This is a genomic window from Nonomuraea sp. CA-141351, from assembly GCF_050944675.1.
GTDB lineage: Bacteria > Actinomycetota > Actinomycetes > Streptosporangiales > Streptosporangiaceae > Nonomuraea.
On record NZ_CP191982.1, the window covers coordinates 831576 to 853251 of the forward strand.

At 71.2% G+C, this 21676-nt stretch carries 19 protein-coding genes; 8 read left to right on the top strand and 11 right to left on the bottom strand.

What is annotated here, in order from left to right:
• Positions 1 to 38 precede the first annotated feature (38 nt).
• Positions 39 to 656, top strand: coding sequence for a maleylpyruvate isomerase family mycothiol-dependent enzyme (locus tag ACQPWU_RS04290; protein ID WP_433437027.1), 618 nt, complete (start codon positions 39 to 41; stop codon positions 654 to 656).
• On the opposite strand, the gene ACQPWU_RS04295 is transcribed toward ACQPWU_RS04290, so the two are convergent.
• Positions 651 to 1247: a histidine phosphatase family protein gene (locus tag ACQPWU_RS04295; RefSeq protein WP_433437029.1), complete on the bottom strand. Its 597-nt coding sequence runs from the start codon at positions 1245 to 1247 to the stop codon at positions 651 to 653. The two genes, ACQPWU_RS04290 and ACQPWU_RS04295, sit on opposite strands and share 6 nt — an antisense overlap.
• Before the next feature lie 47 nt (positions 1248 to 1294).
• On the opposite strand from ACQPWU_RS04295, the gene ACQPWU_RS04300 reads away from it, so the two are divergent.
• Positions 1295 to 2242, top strand: a complete 948-nt coding sequence (locus tag ACQPWU_RS04300; protein WP_433437031.1) for a DNA polymerase domain-containing protein — start codon at positions 1295 to 1297, stop codon at positions 2240 to 2242.
• A 28-nt stretch (positions 2243 to 2270) separates the two neighbouring features.
• A complete protein-coding gene (locus ACQPWU_RS04305) occupies positions 2271 to 3770 on the top strand; it encodes a M20/M25/M40 family metallo-hydrolase (protein WP_433437033.1) in 1500 nt (499 codons plus the stop codon).
• A gap of 142 nt (positions 3771 to 3912) precedes the next feature.
• Here the strand turns inward: ACQPWU_RS04305 and ACQPWU_RS04310 are convergent, their stop codons facing one another.
• Both ACQPWU_RS04310 and ACQPWU_RS04315 read right to left on the bottom strand, forming a co-directional pair.
• Positions 3913 to 4530 (bottom strand): hypothetical protein, encoded by a 618-nt coding sequence (locus ACQPWU_RS04310; RefSeq protein ID WP_433437035.1) that lies wholly within the window; start codon positions 4528 to 4530, stop codon positions 3913 to 3915.
• 104 nt (positions 4531 to 4634) lie between these two features.
• Positions 4635 to 8594, bottom strand: coding sequence for a S8 family peptidase (locus tag ACQPWU_RS04315; RefSeq protein ID WP_433437037.1), 3960 nt, complete (start codon positions 8592 to 8594; stop codon positions 4635 to 4637).
• A gap of 179 nt (positions 8595 to 8773) precedes the next feature.
• Between ACQPWU_RS04315 and ACQPWU_RS04320 the strand changes: the two genes are divergently transcribed.
• Positions 8774 to 9748 carry a helix-turn-helix domain-containing protein gene (locus ACQPWU_RS04320; RefSeq protein ID WP_433437038.1) on the top strand — a complete coding sequence of 325 codons (975 nt, stop codon included), beginning with the start codon at positions 8774 to 8776 and terminating at the stop codon, positions 9746 to 9748.
• A gap of 42 nt (positions 9749 to 9790) precedes the next feature.
• Here the strand turns inward: ACQPWU_RS04320 and ACQPWU_RS04325 are convergent, their stop codons facing one another.
• The gene (locus tag ACQPWU_RS04325; protein ID WP_433437039.1) at positions 9791 to 10147 is read right to left on the bottom strand and encodes a hypothetical protein; all 357 of its coding nucleotides are present in this window, start codon (positions 10145 to 10147) and stop codon (positions 9791 to 9793) included.
• 81 nt (positions 10148 to 10228) lie between these two features.
• Positions 10229 to 11449: an MFS transporter gene (locus ACQPWU_RS04330; protein WP_433437040.1), complete on the bottom strand. Its 1221-nt coding sequence runs from the start codon at positions 11447 to 11449 to the stop codon at positions 10229 to 10231.
• 204 nt (positions 11450 to 11653) lie between these two features.
• Here ACQPWU_RS04330 and ACQPWU_RS04335 point away from each other — a divergent pair, with 204 nt between their 5' ends.
• Positions 11654 to 12178, top strand: a complete 525-nt coding sequence (locus ACQPWU_RS04335; protein WP_433437042.1) for a sigma-70 family RNA polymerase sigma factor — start codon at positions 11654 to 11656, stop codon at positions 12176 to 12178.
• A 51-nt stretch (positions 12179 to 12229) separates the two neighbouring features.
• Positions 12230 to 12925, top strand: a complete 696-nt coding sequence (locus ACQPWU_RS04340) for an anti-sigma factor family protein (protein WP_433437044.1) — start codon at positions 12230 to 12232, stop codon at positions 12923 to 12925.
• Between the two features lie 2 nt (positions 12926 to 12927).
• Here the strand turns inward: ACQPWU_RS04340 and ACQPWU_RS04345 are convergent, their stop codons facing one another.
• The 5 genes from ACQPWU_RS04345 to ACQPWU_RS04365 form a co-directional block, all read right to left on the bottom strand.
• Positions 12928 to 15180: a hypothetical protein gene (locus ACQPWU_RS04345; protein ID WP_433437045.1), complete on the bottom strand. Its 2253-nt coding sequence runs from the start codon at positions 15178 to 15180 to the stop codon at positions 12928 to 12930.
• Positions 15177 to 16865 carry an ABC transporter permease subunit gene (locus ACQPWU_RS04350; RefSeq protein ID WP_433437047.1) on the bottom strand — a complete coding sequence of 563 codons (1689 nt, stop codon included), beginning with the start codon at positions 16863 to 16865 and terminating at the stop codon, positions 15177 to 15179. Before ACQPWU_RS04350 ends, ACQPWU_RS04345 begins: the two co-directional genes overlap by 4 nt.
• Positions 16862 to 18028, bottom strand: coding sequence for a hypothetical protein (locus ACQPWU_RS04355; RefSeq protein ID WP_433437049.1), 1167 nt, complete (start codon positions 18026 to 18028; stop codon positions 16862 to 16864). The genes ACQPWU_RS04350 and ACQPWU_RS04355 overlap by 4 nt, the downstream gene beginning before the upstream one ends.
• Positions 18012 to 18629: an ATP-binding cassette domain-containing protein gene (locus ACQPWU_RS04360; RefSeq protein WP_433437050.1), complete on the bottom strand. Its 618-nt coding sequence runs from the start codon at positions 18627 to 18629 to the stop codon at positions 18012 to 18014. The genes ACQPWU_RS04355 and ACQPWU_RS04360 overlap by 17 nt, the downstream gene beginning before the upstream one ends.
• 146 nt (positions 18630 to 18775) lie before the next feature.
• Entirely contained in the window at positions 18776 to 19375 is a 600-nt protein-coding gene (locus ACQPWU_RS04365) for a dienelactone hydrolase family protein (RefSeq protein ID WP_360685816.1), read from the bottom strand.
• A gap of 70 nt (positions 19376 to 19445) precedes the next feature.
• Between ACQPWU_RS04365 and ACQPWU_RS04370 the strand changes: the two genes are divergently transcribed.
• Entirely contained in the window at positions 19446 to 19985 is a 540-nt protein-coding gene (locus ACQPWU_RS04370; protein ID WP_433437051.1) for an SET domain-containing protein, read from the top strand.
• 43 nt (positions 19986 to 20028) lie between these two features.
• Here the strand turns inward: ACQPWU_RS04370 and ACQPWU_RS04375 are convergent, their stop codons facing one another.
• A complete protein-coding gene (locus tag ACQPWU_RS04375; protein WP_433437053.1) occupies positions 20029 to 21018 on the bottom strand; it encodes an aldo/keto reductase in 990 nt (329 codons plus the stop codon).
• Between the two features lie 103 nt (positions 21019 to 21121).
• On the opposite strand from ACQPWU_RS04375, the gene ACQPWU_RS04380 reads away from it, so the two are divergent.
• Positions 21122 to 21676 carry a TetR/AcrR family transcriptional regulator gene (locus tag ACQPWU_RS04380; RefSeq protein WP_433437055.1) on the top strand — a complete coding sequence of 185 codons (555 nt, stop codon included), beginning with the start codon at positions 21122 to 21124 and terminating at the stop codon, positions 21674 to 21676.

A 21676-nucleotide genomic window follows, 5' to 3' on the forward strand; every position in this document is an offset into this window, starting at 1 on the left:
GCTTATATTAATGACACCTTAGCAAATTGGGGCGTGCGATGAATCAGGAAGAGATCTGGGCTGCCCTCGAGATCGAGCGGCGGAGCCTGGCCGACCTGCTCGGCTCGTTGCCGGTGGCCGACTGGGAGCGGCCTTCGCTCTGTGAGGGCTGGCGGGTGCGCGACGTGGCCGCCCACCTGGCGCTCGCCACCAGGGCGAGCGTCCCGCGGGCGATGGTGGAGTTCATCCGGGCGGGTGGGAACTTCGACCGCTTCATTCGGGACATGGCGATACGGCACGCCTGGCTGCCGACAGGCGAGATCGTCGGGCAGATACGCGAGTCGGCCACCTCGCACCGCAGGGCGCCGGCGACCAAACCGCTGGACCCGCTGTTCGACGTGCTCGTCCACGCCCAGGACATCACCGTGCCGCTGGGCATCGACCGGGCCATGCCGCTCGACGTCGCCCGCGCCTGCGCCACCCACATCTGGGAGCGCGGCTTCCCCTTCTACCCGCAGCGGCGCCTGAACGGGCTCCGGCTCGTGGCCACGGACGTGGACTGGGCGGTCGGCGAAGGGGATGTGGTGGAGGGGCCCGTACAGGCCCTGCTCCTGCTGCTGAGCGGACGGCCGGCGGCGGTGCCCAGCCTGAGAGGGGCGGGCGCGGAGCGCCTATAGGCGGAGTTCGGGCGGGAATCCGGTCCATCTGAGCTCGGGCGGCAGGTGTGCCATGTCGTTGTAGAAGAGCACCGAGGACGGCCGGTCGTGCGCGTACCTGATGACGGTCAGGGCGGCGTTGCAGTGGTTGAGGCCGAGCCAGCGCCAGGCGGGGGTGTCCAGCGCGGCGCGGACGAGCCAGCCGATCAGGAAGTTGTGCGTGACGACCAGCTCGTGGCGGGTGCCTTCCACCGGGCCGGTGAACAGCTCTTCGGCCTCGCGGACGAGCCGCGCGCCGCCGTCCTCCGGGAACTGGCCGACGAAGCCGAGGAGCCGGTCCGCGTGCTGTGGTGGCAGCTCCTCCCTTTCCGGTACGTACGGGACGAAGTCTCCGGCGGCCTCGGAGACCCGCACAGGGATGTCCGGGAGCTGCTCGGCGATCAGGCGGGCGGTCTGGGCGGCCCTGGGGAGCGGGCCGTGGTGGATGGCGGCGAAGGGGACGCCCTTCAGACGTTCGCCGAGCAGTGTGGCCTGGCGGCGGCCGTTCTCCGTCAGACCGCTCTCGTCCGGCGTGGCCTCGCCGTGGCGGGTGAGGTAGAGGTAGCGAGTCATCGGGCTCCTTTGTTGACCTCGGGTGCACGTCATGGGCATGGTAGGGCGTGGCCAGCGACGAGACGCGCGACGGGATTGCGCTCACCAACCTCGACCAGCCGCTCTTCGAGGGGGCGGGGGCGACCAAGCGTGACTTGGTCGACTACCTCGACGCCGTGAGCGACCGCATCGTCCCGGCGCTGCGCGACCGGGCGCTCTCGGTCATCCGAGTGCGTCCCGGGCAGGAGCCGTTCATGCAGAAGAACCTGCCCAAGTACGCCCCCGACTGGGTGAAGTCGGTCTCCGTGTGGGCCGAGGCGTCGCGCAGGCAGGTGACGTACGCGCTCTGCAACGACCGCCGGACGCTGCTCTGGTTCGCCAACCAGCGGGCGGTGGAGTACCACCCGGGTCTGTTCGTGGGCTCCCATCCCACGCACATGGTGCTCGACCTCGACCCGCCCGACGGCAGCGACGCCTTCGAGCTGGCCGTGCGCGGGGCCTTCCTGGTACGCCAGGCGCTGGAGGACGCCGGCCTGGCGGGCGCGGTGAAGACCAGCGGGGCCAAGGGCGTGCACGTGTTCGTGCCCGTGGTGGAGGGGACCGGCGTTGAGGATCTGGCGGCGGCCACCCGGGCGGTGGGCGCCCGCGCGGAGCGGATCGATCCGGCGGCGGCGACCACGGCGTTCATCCGCGAGGACCGCACGGGCAAGGTGTTCATCGACTCGACCAGGGCGGGCGGGGCCACGGTGGCGGCCGCGTACAGCCCGCGCATACGCCCCGGCGCGCCCGTGTCCTTCCCCGTGGACTGGGAGTCGCTCGACCGGGTCGCGCCCGCCGACTTCACCATTCACACCGCGGCGGAGCTGCTCAAGGACGCCGACCCGTGGGCCGATCTCATGCCCGAGCCGCAACGGCTGCCCGCCGACCTGGTCGAGGAGGGTCACACGATCCCGATCGCCCGCGTACAGGCGATGCACGAGGGCAAACGCCGCGCCCGCGCCCGTCGCGGCGAGTGACCGTACCCCGTCCAGCAGGGGGATCTTCATGCGCCGAATCGCCATCGCACTGATCACCGCGCTCGCCTTGCCACTCGCCATGGCCGCGCCGGCCAACGCCGTCGGCCTGGACGACGTCTTCGCCAAGCTGCTCGTCAAGCAGGTCAAGGGCGCGAACGTCAAGAAGCACCTCGAGGCCCTGCAGGTGATCGCCACCGCCAATGGCGGCACCCGCGCCGCAGGCACCTCCGGCTACAACGCCTCCCGCGACTACGTGGCGGGCAAGCTGCGTAGGGCCGGATACAAGGTCACGCTCCAGCCGATCGACTACGTCGAGAGCTGGACCGAGAACTCCCCGCCCACGCTCGCCCTGACCGCGCCCGGCTCGAAGGCGTACGTGCCGAACGAGGACTTCTACTCCTTCCAGCCCTCCCCGGCCGGTGACGTGACCGCGCAGGTCCAGGGCGTGGATCTGACGCTGCCGCCGACCCCGGCGCCCACCTCGACCAGCGGCTGTGAGGAGTCCGACTTCGCGGGCTTCGTTCCCGGCCGGATCGCGCTCATCCAGCGCGGCACCTGCGCCTTCGCCGAGAAGATCCGCAACGCGGGGCGCGCGGGAGCGTCCGGGATCATCGTGTTCAACGAGGGCCAGGCGGGGCGGAAGGAGGCGTTTCCGCTGGACATCGGCGAGTGGCGGGCCGGGCTCCCGATGGTGTTCGCCGACTTCGCCGTCGGCGACGAGCTGGCGGCCATGGCCGGGGCGACCGTCCGCCTCAAGGTCGACTCCAAGCTCGTGCTCGGCACGAACGACAACGTGATCGCGGAGTCCCGCTTCGGCGACCCGCGCAACGTCGTGATGACCGGTGCCCACCTCGACAGCGTCACCGCCGGCCCCGGCATCAACGACGACGGGTCGGGCAGCGCGTCGATCCTGGAGGTCGCCGAGGAGATGGCGCACCTCCCGGTCAAGAACAAGGTCCGCTTCGCCTTCTGGGCCGCCGAGGAGATCGGCCTGCTCGGGTCCGACCAGTACGTCGAGTCCCTGTCGGAGGCGGAGCGCGACCGGATCAGGGTGTATCTGAACTTCGACATGGTGGCCTCGCCGAACTACGCGTACAAGCTGTATGACGGGGACAACTCCGACAACGTCGGTTCCCCGGCAGGGCCGCCCGGATCCGCCGAGATCGAGAAGCAGCTCGAGGCCTTCTACGGCTCGCGCCGGCTGCCCACCGTCGGCACCGACTTCGACGGGCGCTCCGATTACGGCCCCTTCATCGCGGTGGGGATCCCGTCGGGTGGGATCTTCACGGGCGCCGAGGGGATCAAGACGGCCGAGGAGGCGGCGCTGTTCGGCGGCACGGCGGGGGTCGCGTACGACGTCTGCTACCACGCGGCGTGCGACACGATCGCCAACATCAACGACACGGCGCTGGACGTGGACGCCGACGCGATCGCGGACTCGATCGCCCGGTACGCCTTCAACCTCCGATCCATCCCATCGAGAACGGCTCCCACGGCGGCGACTCTGACCGCGAAGTCCGCCGGCTGACACCCGCCGCTCCGGCTCCCGCCGGAACGGACGGCTCCCCGGCCGGGGTATGGCTTTCCGCAGGGCATGCCGCGCCCCACTGGGTGCGGCGTGGCGGACCGCTAGATGGTGCTCATACCCGCCAAAACGGGATCGCCTGGGCCTACGAATGGAGGCTCAGGACGGGCCGCAGCGCCGCCAGGACAGCCTCGGGCTGGTCGGCGAAGAAACGGATCGAGGTGGCCTCGGCACGGCCGCCGAACGGGCGCACGAAGGAGATCGGCCCGGTCAGCTCGATCGTCATGTTCGTCTGCGAGGAGACCGCCACGCCGAGCCGTCCGTCCTTGAACGAGACCATGCTGCTCTCGTTGTAGTTGCGGCTCGTCCGTACGGCGGCGATCCGATCGACGGGTACGCGCAGGTCCAAGTACACGCCGTACCGGATGCGCAACTCGCTCGAGGTGATGACGTGGGGCCTGGTGACGCAGGCGGCGGCCAGCATGACCCCGAACAGCAGCCCGTACACGTCGGCGTAGAGCACCCCGAAGCGCACCCACGCCGGCACGCCGAGCGCGACCAGCAGCAGATCGATCACCACGGTCTCGACCGCCATCGCGAACAACATCAGCGACAGCATGAACGTCTGCGCCTTCGTGTAGGTCGCGACGACGGCCCCGTCCGGCACGCCATGACGGTGCCGCACCATCCACTGCCCGATGGCAGCCAGGCCTTTCAACTCGAATCCCACGATCCGCAGTACGGCTCTGACCATCGGGGTCATCGGGTTCCTCTCTCTCGGCGCGATGACCCCGATTAGAAACGTTGACGTCGCGTCAAGGTCAACCCGGCCGTGGGGGGGGCGGCGTCCTGCCCCCGCCACGGCGGCTACTTCACGAGGTAGGCCTCGGAGAGGATCTGCTGGACGGAGTTGCCGTCCTTGTCCTTCGCCTCGACCTTGATCGAGACTCTGCCCGGGCCCTTGGGGTTGAGCACGAGCACCTTGTCGCCGGGCAGCACCGTGGCACGGGCCCAGTGCGCGCCGTTGTCGTCGGAGATCCAGACTCCCCGCAGCGACGGCGACCTGCCGCCCTCGGGCTTGACGGTGAAGGTGAACGGCCTGCCGCCCTGGACTGTGTCGTTCTCCGGCAGCCTGAGCCCGTACTTGAGGCGGATCAGCGGCACCTGTTCGCAGGGCTGCTTGTCATCCCACAGCGCGGCGTCCAGGCAGGCGTACGGGGCGCTGTCGCCTGTCGGGCGGGCGGAGTGGAATGTCCAGGTGGTTTCGACGCTGGTGCCGGAGTGCTTGCCGGCGAACGCGTCCTTCCACGAGTCCGTGAGCCGGTACGCGCCGGACCCGGCGGGGACGGTGTAGTAGGGCAGGCCCAGGTCGTCGTGCTGCGGCTCGACCTCGGCGGCGCCGCTGAACAGGCGGATCTCCTCGGTCCCCGGCGTGCCCTGGTACATGTGGCTCGGGTCGGAGGCGTCGGAGTAGTAGCCGAAGCCGAGCGGGCTGAGCGCGCGCAGCCGCAGCCGGTCGCCTTGGCGGCAGCCGTCGCAGTAGATGGCCGGGCTGACCCAGCCCGGCAGGTCGGGGCCGGTCGTGAACTGCGCGGGAACGATGGCCTCGTTCCAGTCCTCCCGCTCCTTGGCGGCGCGGGTGAAGCCCCGGGCGGAGGAGGCGAAGCGGGCGCCACCCGTGGACGGGTCGATGAAGGCGTAGTCACGCTCCCACAGCACGTCCCGGCCGGGCGCGTTGTAGTACTCGGTCCTGGCCGTGGGCCCGGTGAAGCCGTGGGAGCCGCGGACGCTGAGGCGCTGCTCGGGGGAGTAGGTGTGGTTGACCTCGGTGAAGTTCGCGTTCGGCCCCCACGCGCCCGCCTGCGGGGAGAACTGCGCGTGGTAGGCGGTGTCGATCTCGGTGAGGTCGCGGCCCTTGGGGGCGAAGTTCAGGCGGCCCGCTGTGGCCCCCTTCACGTAGTAGGCCAGTTTGTACTCGAACGGGGTGGTGGGCGTGGCGCGCAGGGCGGCGCTCGGGTACGGCTTGCGGGCCAGAGCCTTGCCGAGCCGGTCGCCCTCGCCACTGTCGATCCACAGCACCGGGATCTTGTTCTGGGCCGTGTACGCCGAGGCGGTGAGCAACCAGGCGAACCGGTCACTGGTGACCACACCCGCGGCCCCCGCCTTGATGGCCAGGTTCAGGTCGGCCAGGAGGAGCTGGAGCGAGTCCCTGGCCGGGAGGTAGACGAGCTTGCCGCGCGCGTCCGCGCCGCCGCGCATGTCGTCGCCCGTGGTCAGGCTCAGGCGCTGGTCGGCGGTGAACTTCGGCGCCAGCGCGTCGTGCTCGCTGACGTAGTGGGGGTTGAGCTGAAGCCCCGGCACGGTCAGCTCGACCTCGGGGGCGCGGCGGATCTGGTCGAACAGCACCGTGGAGGTGCCCACCGTGGGCGCCTTCCGCATCGGTGTGACCCAGTACTTGCCTCTGTTGACCGGCTCGTAGCTCAGCAGGGACGCGCCTGCGTACATCTGGCCCGAGGCGGTCGTGCGGACGACCATCACGTTCATGAACACCGGCTCCGACGTGCGCGGCGTGTTCACCTGGATCGGCTCGACCTCGGTCGCGTCCAGGGTCACCGTGGTGTCGCCGTCGAGCTTGATCTCGGGGGCGAGCAGCGCGGCGTACTGGAGCTGCCGGTCCGGCTTGGTGTACCACCAGGGCATGTCGCCGATGGAGTAGACGCCGCCGTGAGCGAGCTTGAGCTCGGTCTCCAGCGTGCCGGGCGTGTCGGTGGTCCGCCAGTCCTCGGTGGCCGTGGTCATCGGCTCGCCTTGGAGAAGCGGGTCGGTGTCGCTGACCCGCAGGGCGGACAGGACGCCCGGGTTCAGCGTCCATTCCGGCCTGCCGACGAACCTGACGCGCACGGTGTCCATCTCGGCGCCCTTGTGGAGTGCGATCGGCGCGGTCAACCGGGTCGTGCCCGCGGTGGCCGTCAGGCGTCCCTCGTACCAGCCGGGGTCGCCGAGCGTGGGCTCGATGGTGAGGTCCGCGCTCGCGGCCCCGCCCGCGGGGACGGTCAGCGACGAGGGGCTGAGCGTGGCCATCCCGGAGGGCGGCTGGGCGTCGCCGCGCTTCAGCGTCATGGACAGGCCCAGCGTGACGGGCTCCTTGCCGGTGTTGCGGAAGGTCACCTTCCTGGTCAGCGTCTGGCCGGTGTACGGGTCGGTGAACCCGGCGTAGACCGTCGCCAGGTCGTCGAAGACCTGTTGCGTGACGGCCTGCCCGATGTCCAGGCGCCCCGAGCCCTGGTCGTAGACCGTGGCGTCGCCCGGCTTCGCGGTGCCCGTCAGAGCGGTCTTGAGCTGCTCGGGCGTCCAGTCGGGGTGCTGCGCGGCGAGGATTCCCGCCGAGGCCGCCACGTGCGGGGCGGCCATCGAGGTGCCGGACGCCGCGGTGTAGTAGTCGTCGATCGGGCCGCCGCCCGGGACGCTGCTGCCCTCGCCCAGCGAGGTGCCCGCCGCGCGCGCCGCGATGATGTTCACGCCGGGCGCGGTGATCTCCGGCTTGATCGCGAAGTCGTCGCTCAGGCGCGGGCCGCGGCTGGAGAACGAAGCGATCTTGTCGGCCGAGTCCACCGCGCCGACGGTGAGCGCCGAGGTCGCCGCGCCGGGAGAGGCGATGGTGTACCGGCCGGGGCCAGAGTTGCCCGCCGCGACCACGAACAGTGTGCCGTACTGGGCGGTCAGCTCGTTGGCCGCCTGGCTCAGCGGGTCGGTGCCATCGGTCGGGTTCCTGCTGCCCAGGCTCATGTTGACCACCCGGACATGCTCGGTGGCCGCCTGCCACTGCATCGCCGCGATGATCTCGGAATTGTTGCCGCTGCCCGTGTCGTCCAGCGCCTTGGCGATGCTCAGCTGGGTGCCGGGGGCGACGCCCTTGTACTTGCCGTTCGAGGCGGCGCCGCTGCCCGCGATGATGGACGCCACGTGGGTGCCGTGGCCGACCCGGTCGGTGACCTCCTCAGGGTTGCCGCCGCCCGGGGCGCCCGCGGGGACGAAGTTGCGGGCCGAGGCGATCCGGCCCTGCAGGTCGGGATGCCCGGTGTCGATGCCGGAGTCGATGATGCCCACCTTCGCGCCCGTGCCGTCATAGCCGGCCGTCCAGGCCGTGGGGGCGCCTATCTGCGGGTTGCTGACATCATCGAGCGCCTTGACCTTGCCGTCGAGCCACACCTTGCGCAGGCCGCCCGTCAGGGCCTTGACGCTGTTCTGTCCCTCTCCAAGGGCCTGTCCTGCTCCAAGGGACTGCCAGAACGTGGTGGCCTGCTTCTTGTCCACCTTGATCGCGGCGCCGTCGATGCTCTCCAGCACCATCGGCTGCGCGCCGCCCTTCAGCGATCTCGCCTTGCCCGCCAGATCGCCGGCCTTGGTCTGCGGCTGGTACTGAACGATGAGCGGGATCTGCGCGGCCTTGGCGTCGCCGTACCCGTTGGCCGCCAGGTAGTCGACGTTGAACAGCTCCTTGTCCAGCAGTCCCTTGCTGACGTAGGGCCCGGCGTCAGCGGGGATCACGTAGTAGCCGTGGTCGTCCTGCTGGGCTTGGAACGTCCGCACCTCCCGGCCATCGCCGGGCTCCAGCGTGGCCGACGCGCGACCCGCACCGTCCTTGGCGTAGATGACGGTGTCCCCGGTGATCAGCGTGACCTTGACCGGAGGCGTGCCGGCTACCGGCGCATCCGCTTTGATGGCTGTGGTCGTCGCGGTGGCCGTTGCCGGGACCGCGATCAGCGGGACGGCGAGTACGGCTGCGAGTAAGGCCACGAGTCTGCGGCGCTGGGGGGTGGACAGCATGCGCACAACTTTCTCCAGATGTGAGAAACACCGGCCATCGGCGCCCGCGCGCGATGGAGATCGTTTCTTTGCTGACCTAATCTGGGAATCAGTCAGGGCACAAGTCCGCCGAATGGGCCAAAACCCGCCAGGTGGCGGTAATCCGCCGCCCCTGTCCCCCGGGAGAAGGGGTGTCGTCGATGCTCGAAGCGATCGGCCTCTCACCGGCCGAGAGCCGCCTGTACGCGACGCTCGTCGAGAACCCACGATCATCCGCCGACGAGCTCGCCACGCACTGCGGCGTCTCCACGCTCCTCGCGGCCCGCACGCTGGCGGCCTTCGCGCGGCGCGGCCTCGCCAGCAGGCTGCCGGGCCGCCGCGCCCGCTACGTCGCCGTCGCCCCCGACATCGCCATCAGGCCGCTGCTCACCCGCCAGGAGGAGGAGCTCCAGCAGGTGCGCACGGCCATCCACGAGCTCACCATGTCGTTCCATCTGGCCTCCCGCTACGCGACGCATCCGGCCGAGCAGGTGGAGGTCATCACCGGGACCGACAACATCATCAGCAGGGCGTACGCGCTGCAGGACAGCGCCCAGACCATGTTCCGTAACATCGACAAGCCCCCGTACGTCATGCGCGGCCACGCCGACAACGTCGAGCGCGAGCGGCGGATGCTCAAGGCGGGCATCGACTACCGCAGCGTGTACGACCGGGAATCCCTGGCGCTCCCCGGCAAGCTGCGCCTCGTCCAGGACTCCATGGCACACGGGGAAAAGGCCCGCGTGGTGGCCGGGGCGGCGGCCAAGATGTGGATCGCCGACGACGCGCTCGCGCTGATCCCCATCCGCAACGGGTCCTACTCCATCGACGCGGCGTTCATCCTGCACCAGTCCGCCCTGCTCGACGCGCTGATCGCGCTGTTCGAACTGGAGTGGCAGCGGGGGCTGCCCTTACGTGCGGCGGCCCGGGCCACCGCGTCCTCCGACGAGCCCGGCGAGCTGACCAGAGATCTGCTCGCCCTGCTCGCGGGCGGCCTGACGGACGAGGCCATCGCGCGGGCACTGGGGCTCGGGCTGCGCACGGTGCAGCGCCGCATCCACGCCGTCATGCGCGACCTGAACGCCATCACCCGCTTCCAGGCGGGGCTGGCGGCCCGGGAGCGCGGCTGGATCTAGCGCGGTGGGAAGACGGGTCGACGTGACGACGGTCGTTCTACCTCACACGACCGCGGCCGCGGCGATGGCCCCGAGGACGGCGGCTGTCACCGCTGCCGATTCCTCGTTCATATGTCTCGCGTGTGCATGGGCGGTTCCGGCCGCCGCGTCCGCCAGTGTCGGCCAGCGCCATTCACTCAGGTCGTGGTCGGGCCTGAAGCCCACGGCGGTGAACCGGTAGCAGCCCAACTCGGCGACGTATCCGGCAGTCCCGATCAGCTTCCTGCCGTTGATGTGCACTTGGGCGCCGCGCCGGTCGTAGTGGATCGTGTAATGAAAGGTGGGAGAGAAGTCGCCGCTGACCTTGACGCCCCGCGCCACGCCTTCCGCGTCCCACCAGATCTGCATCGTCTCCGACATCCTCTGCCCCCGTGTGATCTTGTCTCGACAAGCTGTGCAACGAGACAGCTCGCGCGGAAGTGCCCGAAGCGCGGTGACGGGTCATGCGCCCGGTGCTGCGACCGCGTCGGGTGGCAGGCGACGTGACAGGCGCAGGAGGGCGACGCTCGCCGGCGCGAGCAGGACGGTGAGCGTGGCCCACAGCAGCGAGGGCGCGGCAGCCAGCAGGGCCGAGAACGCGGCCGGGGCGACGACGGCCCCGATCGCCCAGGTCTGCTGGTGGATCGCCAGGTAGCGACCGCGGAGGGCGGGTGGTGCCGTCGCCGCGGCCAGGGCCCACGACGGGGTGGCGTGCATCAGCTCGCCCGCGGTGAAGACGAGTGTGGCCGCGACCAGGGCGATGACGCGTGGCGGTCCGGGGGGAAACGCGGCCGCCGCGGCGTACGCGCCGCACGACACGATCAGGACCGCCCCGCCGAGGGCCATGGCGTGCGTACGGCGTGCGGCGCGCTGCCGCCGCCGGACCGCGAGCTGCCCCACCGCCACCAGGATCGTGTTGAGCGTGTACAGCAGGCCCAGCAGCCAGGCGGGGGCGCCGAGCACCGTGACGGCGTACACCGGCAGCGCGACGGGGAGGACCATGCACGTCAACGTGAACGCCTGCTCGGCCGCCACCAGCCCGACGAAGGGCCGGTCCGCCAGCACCCGCCGATACCCACCCCGCTCCCGGGGCGCCGGATCCACCGGTGCGCGCCGCCCCGACAGAACCAGACACCCGGTGGCCACGACGAAGCTGGCCGCGTTGACCGACGCGATGATCACGAAGCCGGTCGTGCCGCCCAGCGACACCACCCCCGCCGACAGCAGCCCGCCCAGGCCGAACGCGACGTTCCTGGCGGTCGACATCAGCGCGTACAGCCGGTCCCGGTCCGCGCCCGTGGCCAGGACCGAGATGTAGCCGCCGGAGGCGGGATAGTAGGCCCGATCCCCGATCGCGACCAGCGCGGCGACGACGATCAGCCCGGCGAAGCCGTCCACGAACGGGTACGCGGCGAAGCCCACTCCGCGCAGCACGTACGTGCCCATCAGCACACGCCGTGCGTCGAACCGGTCGATGAGCACGCCGGCCACCGGATTGGCGGCCAGTCCCGCCGCGGCCGCCGCCGTCACCCCCAGCCCGACCACGGTCATGGGCAGGCCGGTGACCGTGTGGATGAACAGCAGGGTGAGCGGGACGTACAGGCCATTGCCCAGGGCGTCCACGAACATCCCGACGAGAAACGGCCGCACGCCCGACTGGCGCTCCGTGGAGACGATCGACATGACGAGGAGTATCGGCAGGCGCGGGGCCGTTCCGGATCGGCTGCCGGCCCTAGACGCTCTACGCCGATGGTCCTAGGTCACGCACCCGGCTCACGTACAGCAAGAAGCGCAAAGTGCCAGCCCTCTGCTCCTTCTGGTGGCTAAAGTGAGAATTCCAATATCGGCGGGATATTTCGGGATATCCGCAGCGCGAGGAGCCACGGGGTGAACCACCGCGTGACCGACGAGGCCATGGTCCGAGCCCTCTACCGCGAATATGGCGCTCCCCTGATGGCCTTCGCCGTCCGCCTGACGGGGGGCGATCGGCGCTGGGCCGAGGACGTCGTGCAAGAGACCCTGGTACGCGCCTGGCGCAACATCCACGACCTGCGTACCGAGTCCGGCTCGCTCATGCCCTGGCTGGCGACCGTGGCCCGCCGGGTGGTGATCGACAACCGGCGGCGCTCCGGCTCGCGCCCGCTCGACACCGTCGAGGACGTTCCGGAACGCGCCAACGCCGTGGCGGCGGAGGACGAGCGGCTGCTCCGCGAGATCGTCGTGACGGACGCGATGCTCTCGCTCTCGCCGGCCCACCGCCAGGTGCTCACGGAGACGTTCCTGCTGGATCGCACGGTCCAGGAGGCCGCGGAGATCATCGGCGTGCCCGTGGGCACCGTGAAGTCCCGCGTGTACTACGCCATGCGCGCGTTACGTGTGGCGCTGGAGGAAAGGGGGGTGACGCCGCCATGACCATTGAGCCGCGTCACGACGAAAGTCACGGGGAAAGGGGGTGACGCGCTCATGACCGAGGTGCGTCACGAGGACGTGGCCGCGTACGCGCTCGGCCTGCTCGGCGAGGAAGAACGCGCCGAGTTCGAACGCCACCTGCACGGCTGTGCCAGCTGCGCGGAGGAGGCCGGGGCGTTCGCGGCGATGGGGGAGCTGATCAAGGGCGTGCACCCGGACGATCTCCTGCCCCAGCCGCAGGACCCCCAGGTCGAATCGCTCCTGGTACGCCGTGCCGCCACCGAGCGCCGTCGCCGGCGGCTGCACCGCACGTTCATGTCCGCCGCCGCCTGCCTCGTCGTCGCGGCCGGTGTGTTCCTGGCGGTCAACTCGATGACCAGCGGCCCGAACCCCGACAGCATCCACAGCCCGGCCGCCGCGCTCCTCATGACCGGCCGCACGTACTCCGCCACCGACCCCACCACCGGCGTGTCCGCCCTCGTCGGCCTGGAGGACAAGGGCTGGGGCACCCACGTCGCGCTGCAGCTCAAGGGCGTCAAGGGCCCGCTGCAGTGCCGGCTCATGGCGGTGGGCAATGACGGCCGCTCCGAGGCGGTGGCGAGCTGGGGCGTCCCCGCCAAGGGGTACGGCGTGCCCGGCTCTCCCGACCCCCTGGTGCTGCACGGCGGCACCAGCCTCCCGCAGTCCGAGCTGAACCACTTCACGATCGAGACCTCCGACGGCCGCACCCTGGCCACCGTCCAAGTATGAGATCAGAGAGCCGATAAGCTCGCCCGCAGCTCGCTGACCTGCCGCGGCTCCGCGATCCCGTCCCAGGGGGCGAGCGCCGCCAGCCCTGCCGCCCGGTGCTCCGCGGCCCGTTCGGGCCGCAGCCGGGCCAGGTGGAGGTGGGTCAGCGCCATGCTCACCCCCGCCGGGGGCAGCCGCGGCTCCGCCTCCTCCAGCAGCGCCACCACCTCATCCGGCTGGTGATCGGGCTCGTCCAGCAGCGCCCCGGCCCGCTGCACGAGGCAGCGGGCCCGCCCGACCTCATCCGCGGTCTCCGCGTAGAGCCGCTCGGCCTCCTTCAGATGGGACTTCGCGTCGAAGGACAGCCCCAGGTAGTGATGCGCGAGCGCGAGCAGCTCCTGCGCGTGCGCCGCCGCGCTGGGGTCCGAGGCCCGCCCCGCCAGGTCCAGCGACTCGAACAGCACGGCGCGGGCGTCGGCGTACAGGCGGTGCGCCTCGGGGCCGTGCCTGTCGTGCTCGAGCGTCTGCCCCTTGCGCAGGAGCAGCGCGGCCACGTTCGTCAGCCGGAGTGAGTGACCCGCGAGGTCGCCACCGGACAGCGCCTGCCCGTAGAGCACGAGCGCCGACTCGACGGCGGTGAACTCGTCGCCGCCGGCCAGCAGGATGGCCGCGTGCTGCAGGTGGAGCTCAGCAGGCCACGTGACGCGCAGCGCGGCCGCCTGATTGAAGTGCTGGCGCGCCTTTTGCGGGTCTCCCCAGGTGAGCAGGATCGCGCACTGCCGCAGCTCGGCCGTTGCCTGAACGTGCTCGTCGCGCAGCGCCTTGGCCGCCTTGGCCAGCGCCTCCGCCGCCCGCAGCCGGTCCTCGTGCCGCTGTTCGAGCCGGAACCACGTCTCCAGCCCGTCCGCGATCCGCGCCAGCGCCCGCGCGGTCTTGGGTACGGGGTTCCCGAGCGCCAGCACCTGCAGCAGGACCCTGTCCTCGATCGCGAACCAGGCGCGGGCCTCGTCGCGGGGCAGCAGGGCGGCGTACGAGTCGGCCTCGTCGGCGAAGTGCTCGACGAGGCGCCGCCAGGCCGCGGCCTCCAGCGGCGTGCCGCCGCCGCGGAACGCGCCGGCCACCCTGACACGTGTCATCCGTACGGTCTCCACGAGGCCCAGGTCGGCCAGCTCCCGGATCGTGTCCTCGGCGGAGGGCACGCCGAGCAGCGCGGCGGCCGCCAGGTGGTCCACCTCGGCGATCGGCAGCCCCGCCAGCAGGACGAACAGCTGCTTGGCCATCGGCCTGAGCTGTGTGACGCTCCGCTCGAGCACGAAGTCGAGCATCTTGTCGACGGGCACGCTCCGCAGGTCGTCGACCAGGGACTGGAGGGTGACCTTCGGGTTGCGGGCCAGCCAGCGGCCGATCCTGACGATCTCCAGCGGGCTGCCGAGGCAGGCGTCCACCAGCAGCCCCAGCGCCTTGGGGTCGTGGTTGACGCGCTCGTCGCCGACGTGGCGGGCCAGCAGCCGCCGCCCGTCCTCCGGGGCGAGCGGGCCGAGCCGGATGGGCTGGATGTGCTGAGGCAGCTCGTCGGTGAACGTCCCCGCCACCACGATGCGCGCGCCCGGCACGCTGAGCGGCAGCCAGGCGACCTGGCTCCACGTGCTGACGTTGTCGAGCAGGAGCACCCGGTCCGTGCCGGTGAGCGCGTTGACCACCTGCGCGGTCGCGTCCTGCGGCTCCTGGATGGCACCGGGCGGCAGGCCGAGGGTACGCAGCACGCGCTGGGCCACGCTCAGCGGCGTCTCCGGATCCTCCCTGTCAGGCCCGCGGAGGTCGGCGTAGCGCTGCTTGCGGGTGTCGGCGGTCAGCCCCCATGCGGCCAGGATCGCCACCGCGGACGTGCCCACCCCCATCGCGCCCTGCACGACGACGATCCCGTGCTCCTGCGCCCGCTCCTTGACCTGCTGGATCTCGGCGTCCCTGCCGACGGGCCCGTCGATCTCGCCGGGGAACGACTGGCGTGGGGAGATCGGCGGGGGCGGGGTCTTGCGGCGGCGTACGAGGTGGGTGAGCCAGCCCGCCGCGACCGGCAGGGAAAGGACCAGGATGACGATCAGCCAGGGCGGGAGCCACTCCGCCACCCGCTCGATCAGCTTCTCCTGCAGCAGCAGGACCGTGCCGCCCACCGTCACCAGGCCGCCCAGTCCCAGCTCGGGCAGGTGCGCCCCGGCCTGCCGGGAGAGCTGGGACAGGCGGAAGTGCAGGCGGTCCTTTCGCGAGATATCCGTCATCGGCGCACCCCTCGCGTCAGCCCCCGGTACAGCCACCGCGCAGTGGCGATGACCACCAGCACGGGCACCGCGGTCGCGATCAGCGACTCCGCGGCCAGCTCGCTCGCGGCGCTCATGAAGTGGCGCGACTGCTCCAGCAGGATCAGCTGCAGGTGGTCGCCCGCCGGCCAGTTGAGCAGCAGCCCGACGACCGTGTCATTCCACACCAGGACGAACGCCAGGACTCCGGCCAGCACCACGGCCGGGCGCGCCTCGCGTACGACGTGGAACAGCTCCCAGCGGTCGCGTGCCAGCATGGGCGCGGGCACGCGGACGAACGCGTTGTGCAGCACGAGCACCGCCAGCGGGATCACCAGGGCCGCGTGCACGATGGCCAGCGCGGGAGCGGTGCCGACGACCGGGCTGAGCCACCGCTGCAGCGGCACCGCGAACGCCTGCGGCGGCAGCACGGCCAGGGCCACCGCGACCAGCAGCACCGGCCGCCAGGCGCGGCGCGGCAGCAGGTGCTCGTGCGCCAGCACGTACGCGGCCGGCACGGCGGCCAGCAGCACCAGGCAAACGACCACGAAGGCCCGCAGGAACGTGGTGCCGAGCGCTCCGACGAATCCACCGTCGGCCAGCGCCTCCGCGTACGAGCCCAGCGTCCACGGACCGCCGCTCCACCACCCGGACAGCGCCGCGGCGACCGGGTCGCGCAGCGAGGTCAGCACGAGCACCGCGAACGGCAGCACCCACAGCACCGACACCGCCACGCACGGCACCCACACCCGCCAGCCCTTCCGCGCAGGCGCGGCGGCCACCGGCTCGGCCCAGCTCACCCGCCCGCGCAGCCCGGACAGCGCGGGCACCGCCATCACCGCCACGAGGACGGACAGCCCCACGGAGAGCGCGGAGGCCCGCGTGTCGCCCAGGTCGCCGTGGTGCCGCCACCAGAACAGCCCGCCGCCCTCGATCTCGGCCTGCATCGACCCGGGCGCGCCCATCAGCACGACGTCGAACACCCGGGCCGCCGCGACCAGCGCGAAGAGGTACGCCAGCGCGGCCGGCCCGGCGAGCGCGGGCAGCACGACGGACCAGAGCCTGCGCCGCCGCCCCACGCCGAACGCCCTGGCCATCCGGAGCAGGTTGGTGGGCATCCGGGCCAGCGCCTCGTGGAAGACCAGGAACGCGACCCCCGCCCACTGCCAGATCAGCGCCAGCCCGAACACCAGCCAGATCCACACGGGGCCGAGGAAGGCCACCTCCGTGCCGAAGAGCGCGTTGACCAGGCCACGCCGCGGGTTGGTGTCGAACATCAGCCGGAAGATCGCGCCCGTGGTGAGCGGGGAGACGGCGGCCGGCAGCACCAGCAGGAAGCGCAGCACGCCGCCGAGCACCGGGCCCGCGTTCCTGGCCAGCCAGGCCAGGCCGAGCCCCACGGCGCACACGACCACGGCCAGCACCAGCCACACGAACGAGTTGCCGAGCGCCTGGAGCACCTTGCCGTCGAACAGCACGTCGTACGCGCCGAGCCCGTGGGAGAGGCTGAGCACCACTGTCGCGCAGAGCGGGACCAGGATGACGCCCGCCGACAGCAGGACCGCGAGCAGGAGGTAGAGCGTCGCCCGCCAGCGGCTTATCCCGTGCCTGACCACCGGGATCCTGGCGTCGTGATGCGACGCCACCTCGAACATGAAGGCGTTCACAGGGCACCGTCCCTGCTGCCGGCGACGAGTCTGTCGTGGGCCGTGACCGCTGCGGTGGCCGGATCGACCCCGTTGACGGTGACGTCCGTGAACAACTCGGTGAGCACCCGCCACAGCCCGCGCCCGTCGCCGCCCTCCAGCCCGCCGATGAGCCGGTCGGACAGGTCGTACTGGAGGTTCGCGCCGGACTTCAGCTCGTCAGGGAACGGGGTCAGGAAACCGCCGTCCTGCACCCAGCGGGTCAGCGCGCCGGGTTGCGTGCGCGGGTCGGTCAGCCAGTTGACGAAGTTGACCGCCTTCTCGGCGCCGTCGTTCATCGCCACCGCCACGTCGCCGCCGACGACCAGCGGGCGCGGGTTCCCCGCGTAGGCAGGGAATCGTAAGGACGCCGCGACGCCCTCGCCGGCGTAACGCTTGATGACCGGCAGGGCGAAGTCGGGCGCGGCCACCAGGTCGGCGGTGCGGTAGACGAACACGTCGAGTATGGAGTCGTGGAACTGCATGGTGAGCGCGCGCCTGCCCTGCTCGGGGGTGAACGCCTGATGCCAGATCTCGCCGAGCAGCGCGAGCGCCTCCGTGATCTCCGGCGCGCGCCACTCGTCAGGATTGTCCAGTGAGGGATACAGCCTCCGGTACACCGCGGGGGCGTAGGCCAGCAGCACGTTCTCGAGCCAGTCGCTGAGCACCCACCCGTCGGCCGCCCCGATCGCCAGCCGGGTGGGCCGCCAGTCGGCCAGGTTCGCGGGCTGGGTGGCCTGCCCGGTCCGGTGCCAGATGAGCGACTTGTTCGCGATCTTGAACCAGGCCCCGAGCTGCCCGCCGCTGCCGGACGGCGTCACGAGCCCGCGCCAGAACTCCGGCTGGCCGGACCTGCCACTCAGCGGCCTGACACGGCGCCGGATCAACGGATCGAAGAGCAGGCCCAGCCGGGGGATCACGGCCACGTCGGGGAGGACCTCCTGCGCCGGCCCGCGCAGCAGGGCGCCGATGTTGTCGCCCGCCGAATAGACGCTGACGGATCCGTACTCGTTGACCACCTCGTGGAAGCGCCTCAGCTCCTCGCCGCTCCACACCACCGCCACCTGCAGGGGCCGCTCGCGGGCGCAGCCGGTCAGCGCCGCCGCCGGGATCGCCGCAAGGAACGCTCTACGGCTCAGGGACATCGGCGATCTCCCAGAAACGCGAAGGGGAAGCAAGGCTGGCCACCCTGGTCCTGTCATCGGCGACGACCAGCACGGCCAGGTCGGGATTGGTGCGCAGCGCCGCGCTCACGGCCGCGTGGCAGGGCCCGTAGCCCGTGCGGTCCTCGACCACCACCACCCGTATCGGCAGCAGCCGAGCGCGGGCCACCGCGATGTCCAGCCGCTCGTCGTGGGCCAGCTCGTGCGGCCTGGACCGCAGGAAGCCCTCGATCTTCGCTTGCTTGGCCATGTACGCGACCGAGCCACGGGTGAGCGAGACGGCGGCGAACGAGAGGTTCTGCTCCACGGTCAGGTGCGGCAGCAGCCCCGCTCCGGCCGGGACGAGCCCGATCTTGCGATCGACCGGCAGCCGCATGGTGACCTCCTCGCCGCCGACCCGGATCAGGCCGTCGTCGGGCATCTCCAGGCCGAGCAGGATGTCGGTGAACGTGTCCGCCTCGGCGCAGTCGGCGGCCACCACCACGGCGGTGCTCCCTGAGTCGACGGTCAGGGGGCCGGGCGGGAGCCCGCGGCGAGTCCCACGCGTCTCCCAGGTGAGGCCGGAGAGCTCAAGAAGTGGCACGTCCACAACCGCCGTCGAGTCGGATGTCCTCCGCACTCGACGTTTTCACAAACAGTGGATCACAGCAATGTAATTAAGTGATTTCGCTATGTGCTCACACAGAGACAGGCAACGACCCCGTCCCGCAGGGCGGGACGTCGAGCGCCTCATCGGGGACCGGTGAAGTGGGTCGAGAACCAGTCTTTGGCGTGCTCGGCCACGGCCTCCAGGGCGCCGGGCTCCTCGAACAGGTGGGTGGCCCCGGGAACGATGGTGATCCGGCTCTCGGCACGCAGGTGCCGCTGGGCCTCTTCGTTCAGCTTCACCACGATCGGATCCCTGCCGCCCACGATGAGCAGGGCAGGGGCGCGTACCGCCGCGAGCCGAGGCCCCGCCAGGTCGGGCCGCCCGCCGCGTGAGACGACCGCGGAGATGTCGTTGCCCGGCTCGGCCGCCGCCCACAGCGCCGCCGCCGCGCCGGTGCTGGCGCCGAAGTATCCGATGGGCAGCCCCGCCGCCGTGTCCTGCTCGCGTACCCATGCGGTGCTCTGCAGCAGCCGCTCGGCCAGGAGCCCGATGTCGAAGACGTTCGCCCTGTCGGCCTCCTCGCCGGGCGTGAGCAGGTCGAACAGCAGCGTGCCCAGCCCTGCCTTGTTGAGCACCTCGGCCACGTAACGGTTGCGTGGGCTGTGCCGGCTGCTGCCGCTGCCGTGCGCGAATATCACCACTCCCTGAGCGGCGTCAGGAATGACCAGATCGCCCTCCACCTGCCACACCTCCCTTTCAACCTCTTCCTTCGACTTCCCCGCAAGCTCCGTCTTGCACCATCCTGGGCGTGTGCTCGAAGATCCGGAGCCCGACTGCCGGCTGCACCCGCACCTGGAGGTGAGGCCCTCGCCCATCTCCGGCGACGGGCTGTTCGCCACGGCCGCCATCCCCGCCGGCGCCGTCGTCGCCCACCTGGGCGGAAGACTGGTGACGTGGGAGCGGCTCCAGGAGCTGTTCGACGACCCCGCCGTCCCTTACGTCGACGCCATCGCCGCCTACGGGAACCTCCACCTGGTCCTGCCCCCAGGGCGGCCGATCGGCAAGAGCAACCACAGTTGCGACCCGAACCTGTGGTGGGCAGGCCCGTACACGCTGGCCGCCCGCCGCGACCTCCGCGCCGGTGAGGAGGTCACCAACGACTACGCCACCAGCACCGCCGCACCCGGCTTCAGCATGGAGTGCCGGTGTGGCACGGCGCTCTGCCGGGGCCGGGTGAGCGGCGCGGACTGGAGGCGTCCGGAGCTTCGGGAACGTTACGGCGACCACTGGGTCCCGGCGCTGCTCGACCTCATCAACGGAGACCGCTCGGCCCGTCGCCCGTCCGGCTGACGCCGGTTCAGCCGAGTTCAGGCGGCGGCACACGATCGCCCGCTCACTCGAGCTCGGCGGGCGGCGGCATACGATCGCCGGCGACCTGCGCGGCGATGGGGTCGAGCGCGGCCAGCTCCTCGGCGGTCAGCTCGATGCCGACCGCGCCGGCGTTCTCGACGAGCCGCCCCGGGCTCTTGGTGCCGGGGATGGGCACGACCGGGATGCCGTGCACCTCCTCCCGCTGCAGCAGCCAGGCGAGGGCGATCTGGGCCATCGTCGCCCCGCGCGCCTCCGCGACACGCCGGACGGGGGCGAGCAGGGCGGCGTTGTGCCCGGCGTTCGAGGCGTCGAACCGGGGCAGGCCGTGCCGCATGTCGTCCTCCGCCAGCCCTTCGGTGGACGTGTGGCGGCCGGTCAGGAAGCCACGGCTGAAGGGAGAGTAAGCGACGAACGCGATGCCGAGTTCGGCGCAGACAGGCACGACCGTGTCCTCGTACTCGCGGGTGAACAGCGACCACTCGTTCTGCACCGCCGTGATCGGATGCACCTGGTGCCCGGCGCGGAGCTGCTCCGCCGACACGTTGGACAGGCCGAGGTGGCGAACCTTGCCGGCGGCGACCAGTTCGGCCATGGCGCCCACCGTTTCCTCGATGGGCGTGGTGTAGTCGGGGTGATGCAGGTAGTAGAGGTCGATGTGGTCGGTGCCCAGGCGGCGCAGGCTCGCGTCGCACGCACTGCGCACGTACTCGGGGTCGCTGCGGACCCCGATGAGCTCGCCGGTCCCGGGAGCCCGGATGGCCGCGAACTTCGTGGCGACCGTGATCTCCTCCCGCTTCCGCTCGGCCAGGAAGTCGCCGATCAGGTGCTCATTGGCGAAGTCGACGCCGTAGTAGTCGGAGGTGTCGAGGAAGGTGACGCCGAGCTCGGCGGCCTTCCTGAGCGTGCCGAGCGACTCGTCCCTGTCCGTCGGGCCGAGGAACTCGCTCAGCCCCATGCATCCGAGGCCGAGGGCGGAGACCTCCAGGCCGCCGCCGAGTTTGACCATGCGCATGATGTGTCTCCTGTAGGGGAATAGAATCGGGATGGACGTCCCGGTTATTCGGAAATATACGGGACGGCCGTCCCGGTTGTCTATCGAGCCAGGAGTCTTCCGCATGAGCAGGCCATTGCGTGCCGACGCCCAGCGCAACAGGGCACGCGTCCTGGAGGTGGCGGCAGAGACGTTCGCTGCGGAGGGGTTGTCGGTGCCCGTTCACGAGATCGCCCGCCGCGCGGGCGTGGGCACGGGGACCGTCAGCCGCCACTTCCCGACCAAGGAGTCGCTGTTCCAGGCGATCCTGCTCGACCGGATGGAGCAGCTCGTACGGCAGGCGGCGGAGCTGTCGGAGCATGAGGGGGAGGAGGAGGCGTTCTTCGCGTTCTTCGCCACCATGGTCGAGGAGGGAGCCGCCAACCGCGGTCTGGTGGACGCGCTCGCGGGCGCCGGGTTCGACTTCGAGGCCGTGGCGGCGGACGGCAAGTACGACGTGATGGGGGCCTGGCGCGGGCTGCTGGAGCGGGCGCAAGGCGCCGGCGCGGTGCGCGCGGACGCCGACATGGCCGACGTGAAGGCGTTGCTCACGGGCTGCATAGACCGGGAGCGGGGAGCCGCGGACCCGGTCGCCAGGGCCCGCATGCTGGCCATCGTCCGCCTGGGCCTGCGCGCCTGA

Bases quoted from the DNA above. Each gene is read 5' to 3' on its own strand.
- ACQPWU_RS04290 (WP_433437027.1), top strand. From the start codon at position 39: ATGAATCAGGAAGAGATCTGGGCTGCCCTCGAGATCGAGCGGCGGAGC.
- ACQPWU_RS04295 (WP_433437029.1), bottom strand. From the start codon at position 1,247: ATGACTCGCTACCTCTACCTCACCCGCCACGGCGAGGCCACGCCGGAC.
- ACQPWU_RS04305 (WP_433437033.1), top strand. From the start codon at position 2,271: ATGCGCCGAATCGCCATCGCACTGATCACCGCGCTCGCCTTGCCACTC.
- ACQPWU_RS04310 (WP_433437035.1), bottom strand. From the start codon at position 4,530: ATGACCCCGATGGTCAGAGCCGTACTGCGGATCGTGGGATTCGAGTTG.
- ACQPWU_RS04315 (WP_433437037.1), bottom strand. From the start codon at position 8,594: ATGCTGTCCACCCCCCAGCGCCGCAGACTCGTGGCCTTACTCGCAGCC.
- ACQPWU_RS04320 (WP_433437038.1), top strand. From the start codon at position 8,774: ATGCTCGAAGCGATCGGCCTCTCACCGGCCGAGAGCCGCCTGTACGCG.
- ACQPWU_RS04325 (WP_433437039.1), bottom strand. From the start codon at position 10,147: ATGTCGGAGACGATGCAGATCTGGTGGGACGCGGAAGGCGTGGCGCGG.
- ACQPWU_RS04330 (WP_433437040.1), bottom strand. From the start codon at position 11,449: ATGTCGATCGTCTCCACGGAGCGCCAGTCGGGCGTGCGGCCGTTTCTC.
- ACQPWU_RS04340 (WP_433437044.1), top strand. From the start codon at position 12,230: ATGACCGAGGTGCGTCACGAGGACGTGGCCGCGTACGCGCTCGGCCTG.
- ACQPWU_RS04345 (WP_433437045.1), bottom strand. From the start codon at position 15,180: ATGACGGATATCTCGCGAAAGGACCGCCTGCACTTCCGCCTGTCCCAG.
- ACQPWU_RS04355 (WP_433437049.1), bottom strand. From the start codon at position 18,028: ATGTCCCTGAGCCGTAGAGCGTTCCTTGCGGCGATCCCGGCGGCGGCG.
- ACQPWU_RS04375 (WP_433437053.1), bottom strand. From the start codon at position 21,018: ATGCGCATGGTCAAACTCGGCGGCGGCCTGGAGGTCTCCGCCCTCGGC.
- ACQPWU_RS04380 (WP_433437055.1), top strand. From the start codon at position 21,122: ATGAGCAGGCCATTGCGTGCCGACGCCCAGCGCAACAGGGCACGCGTC.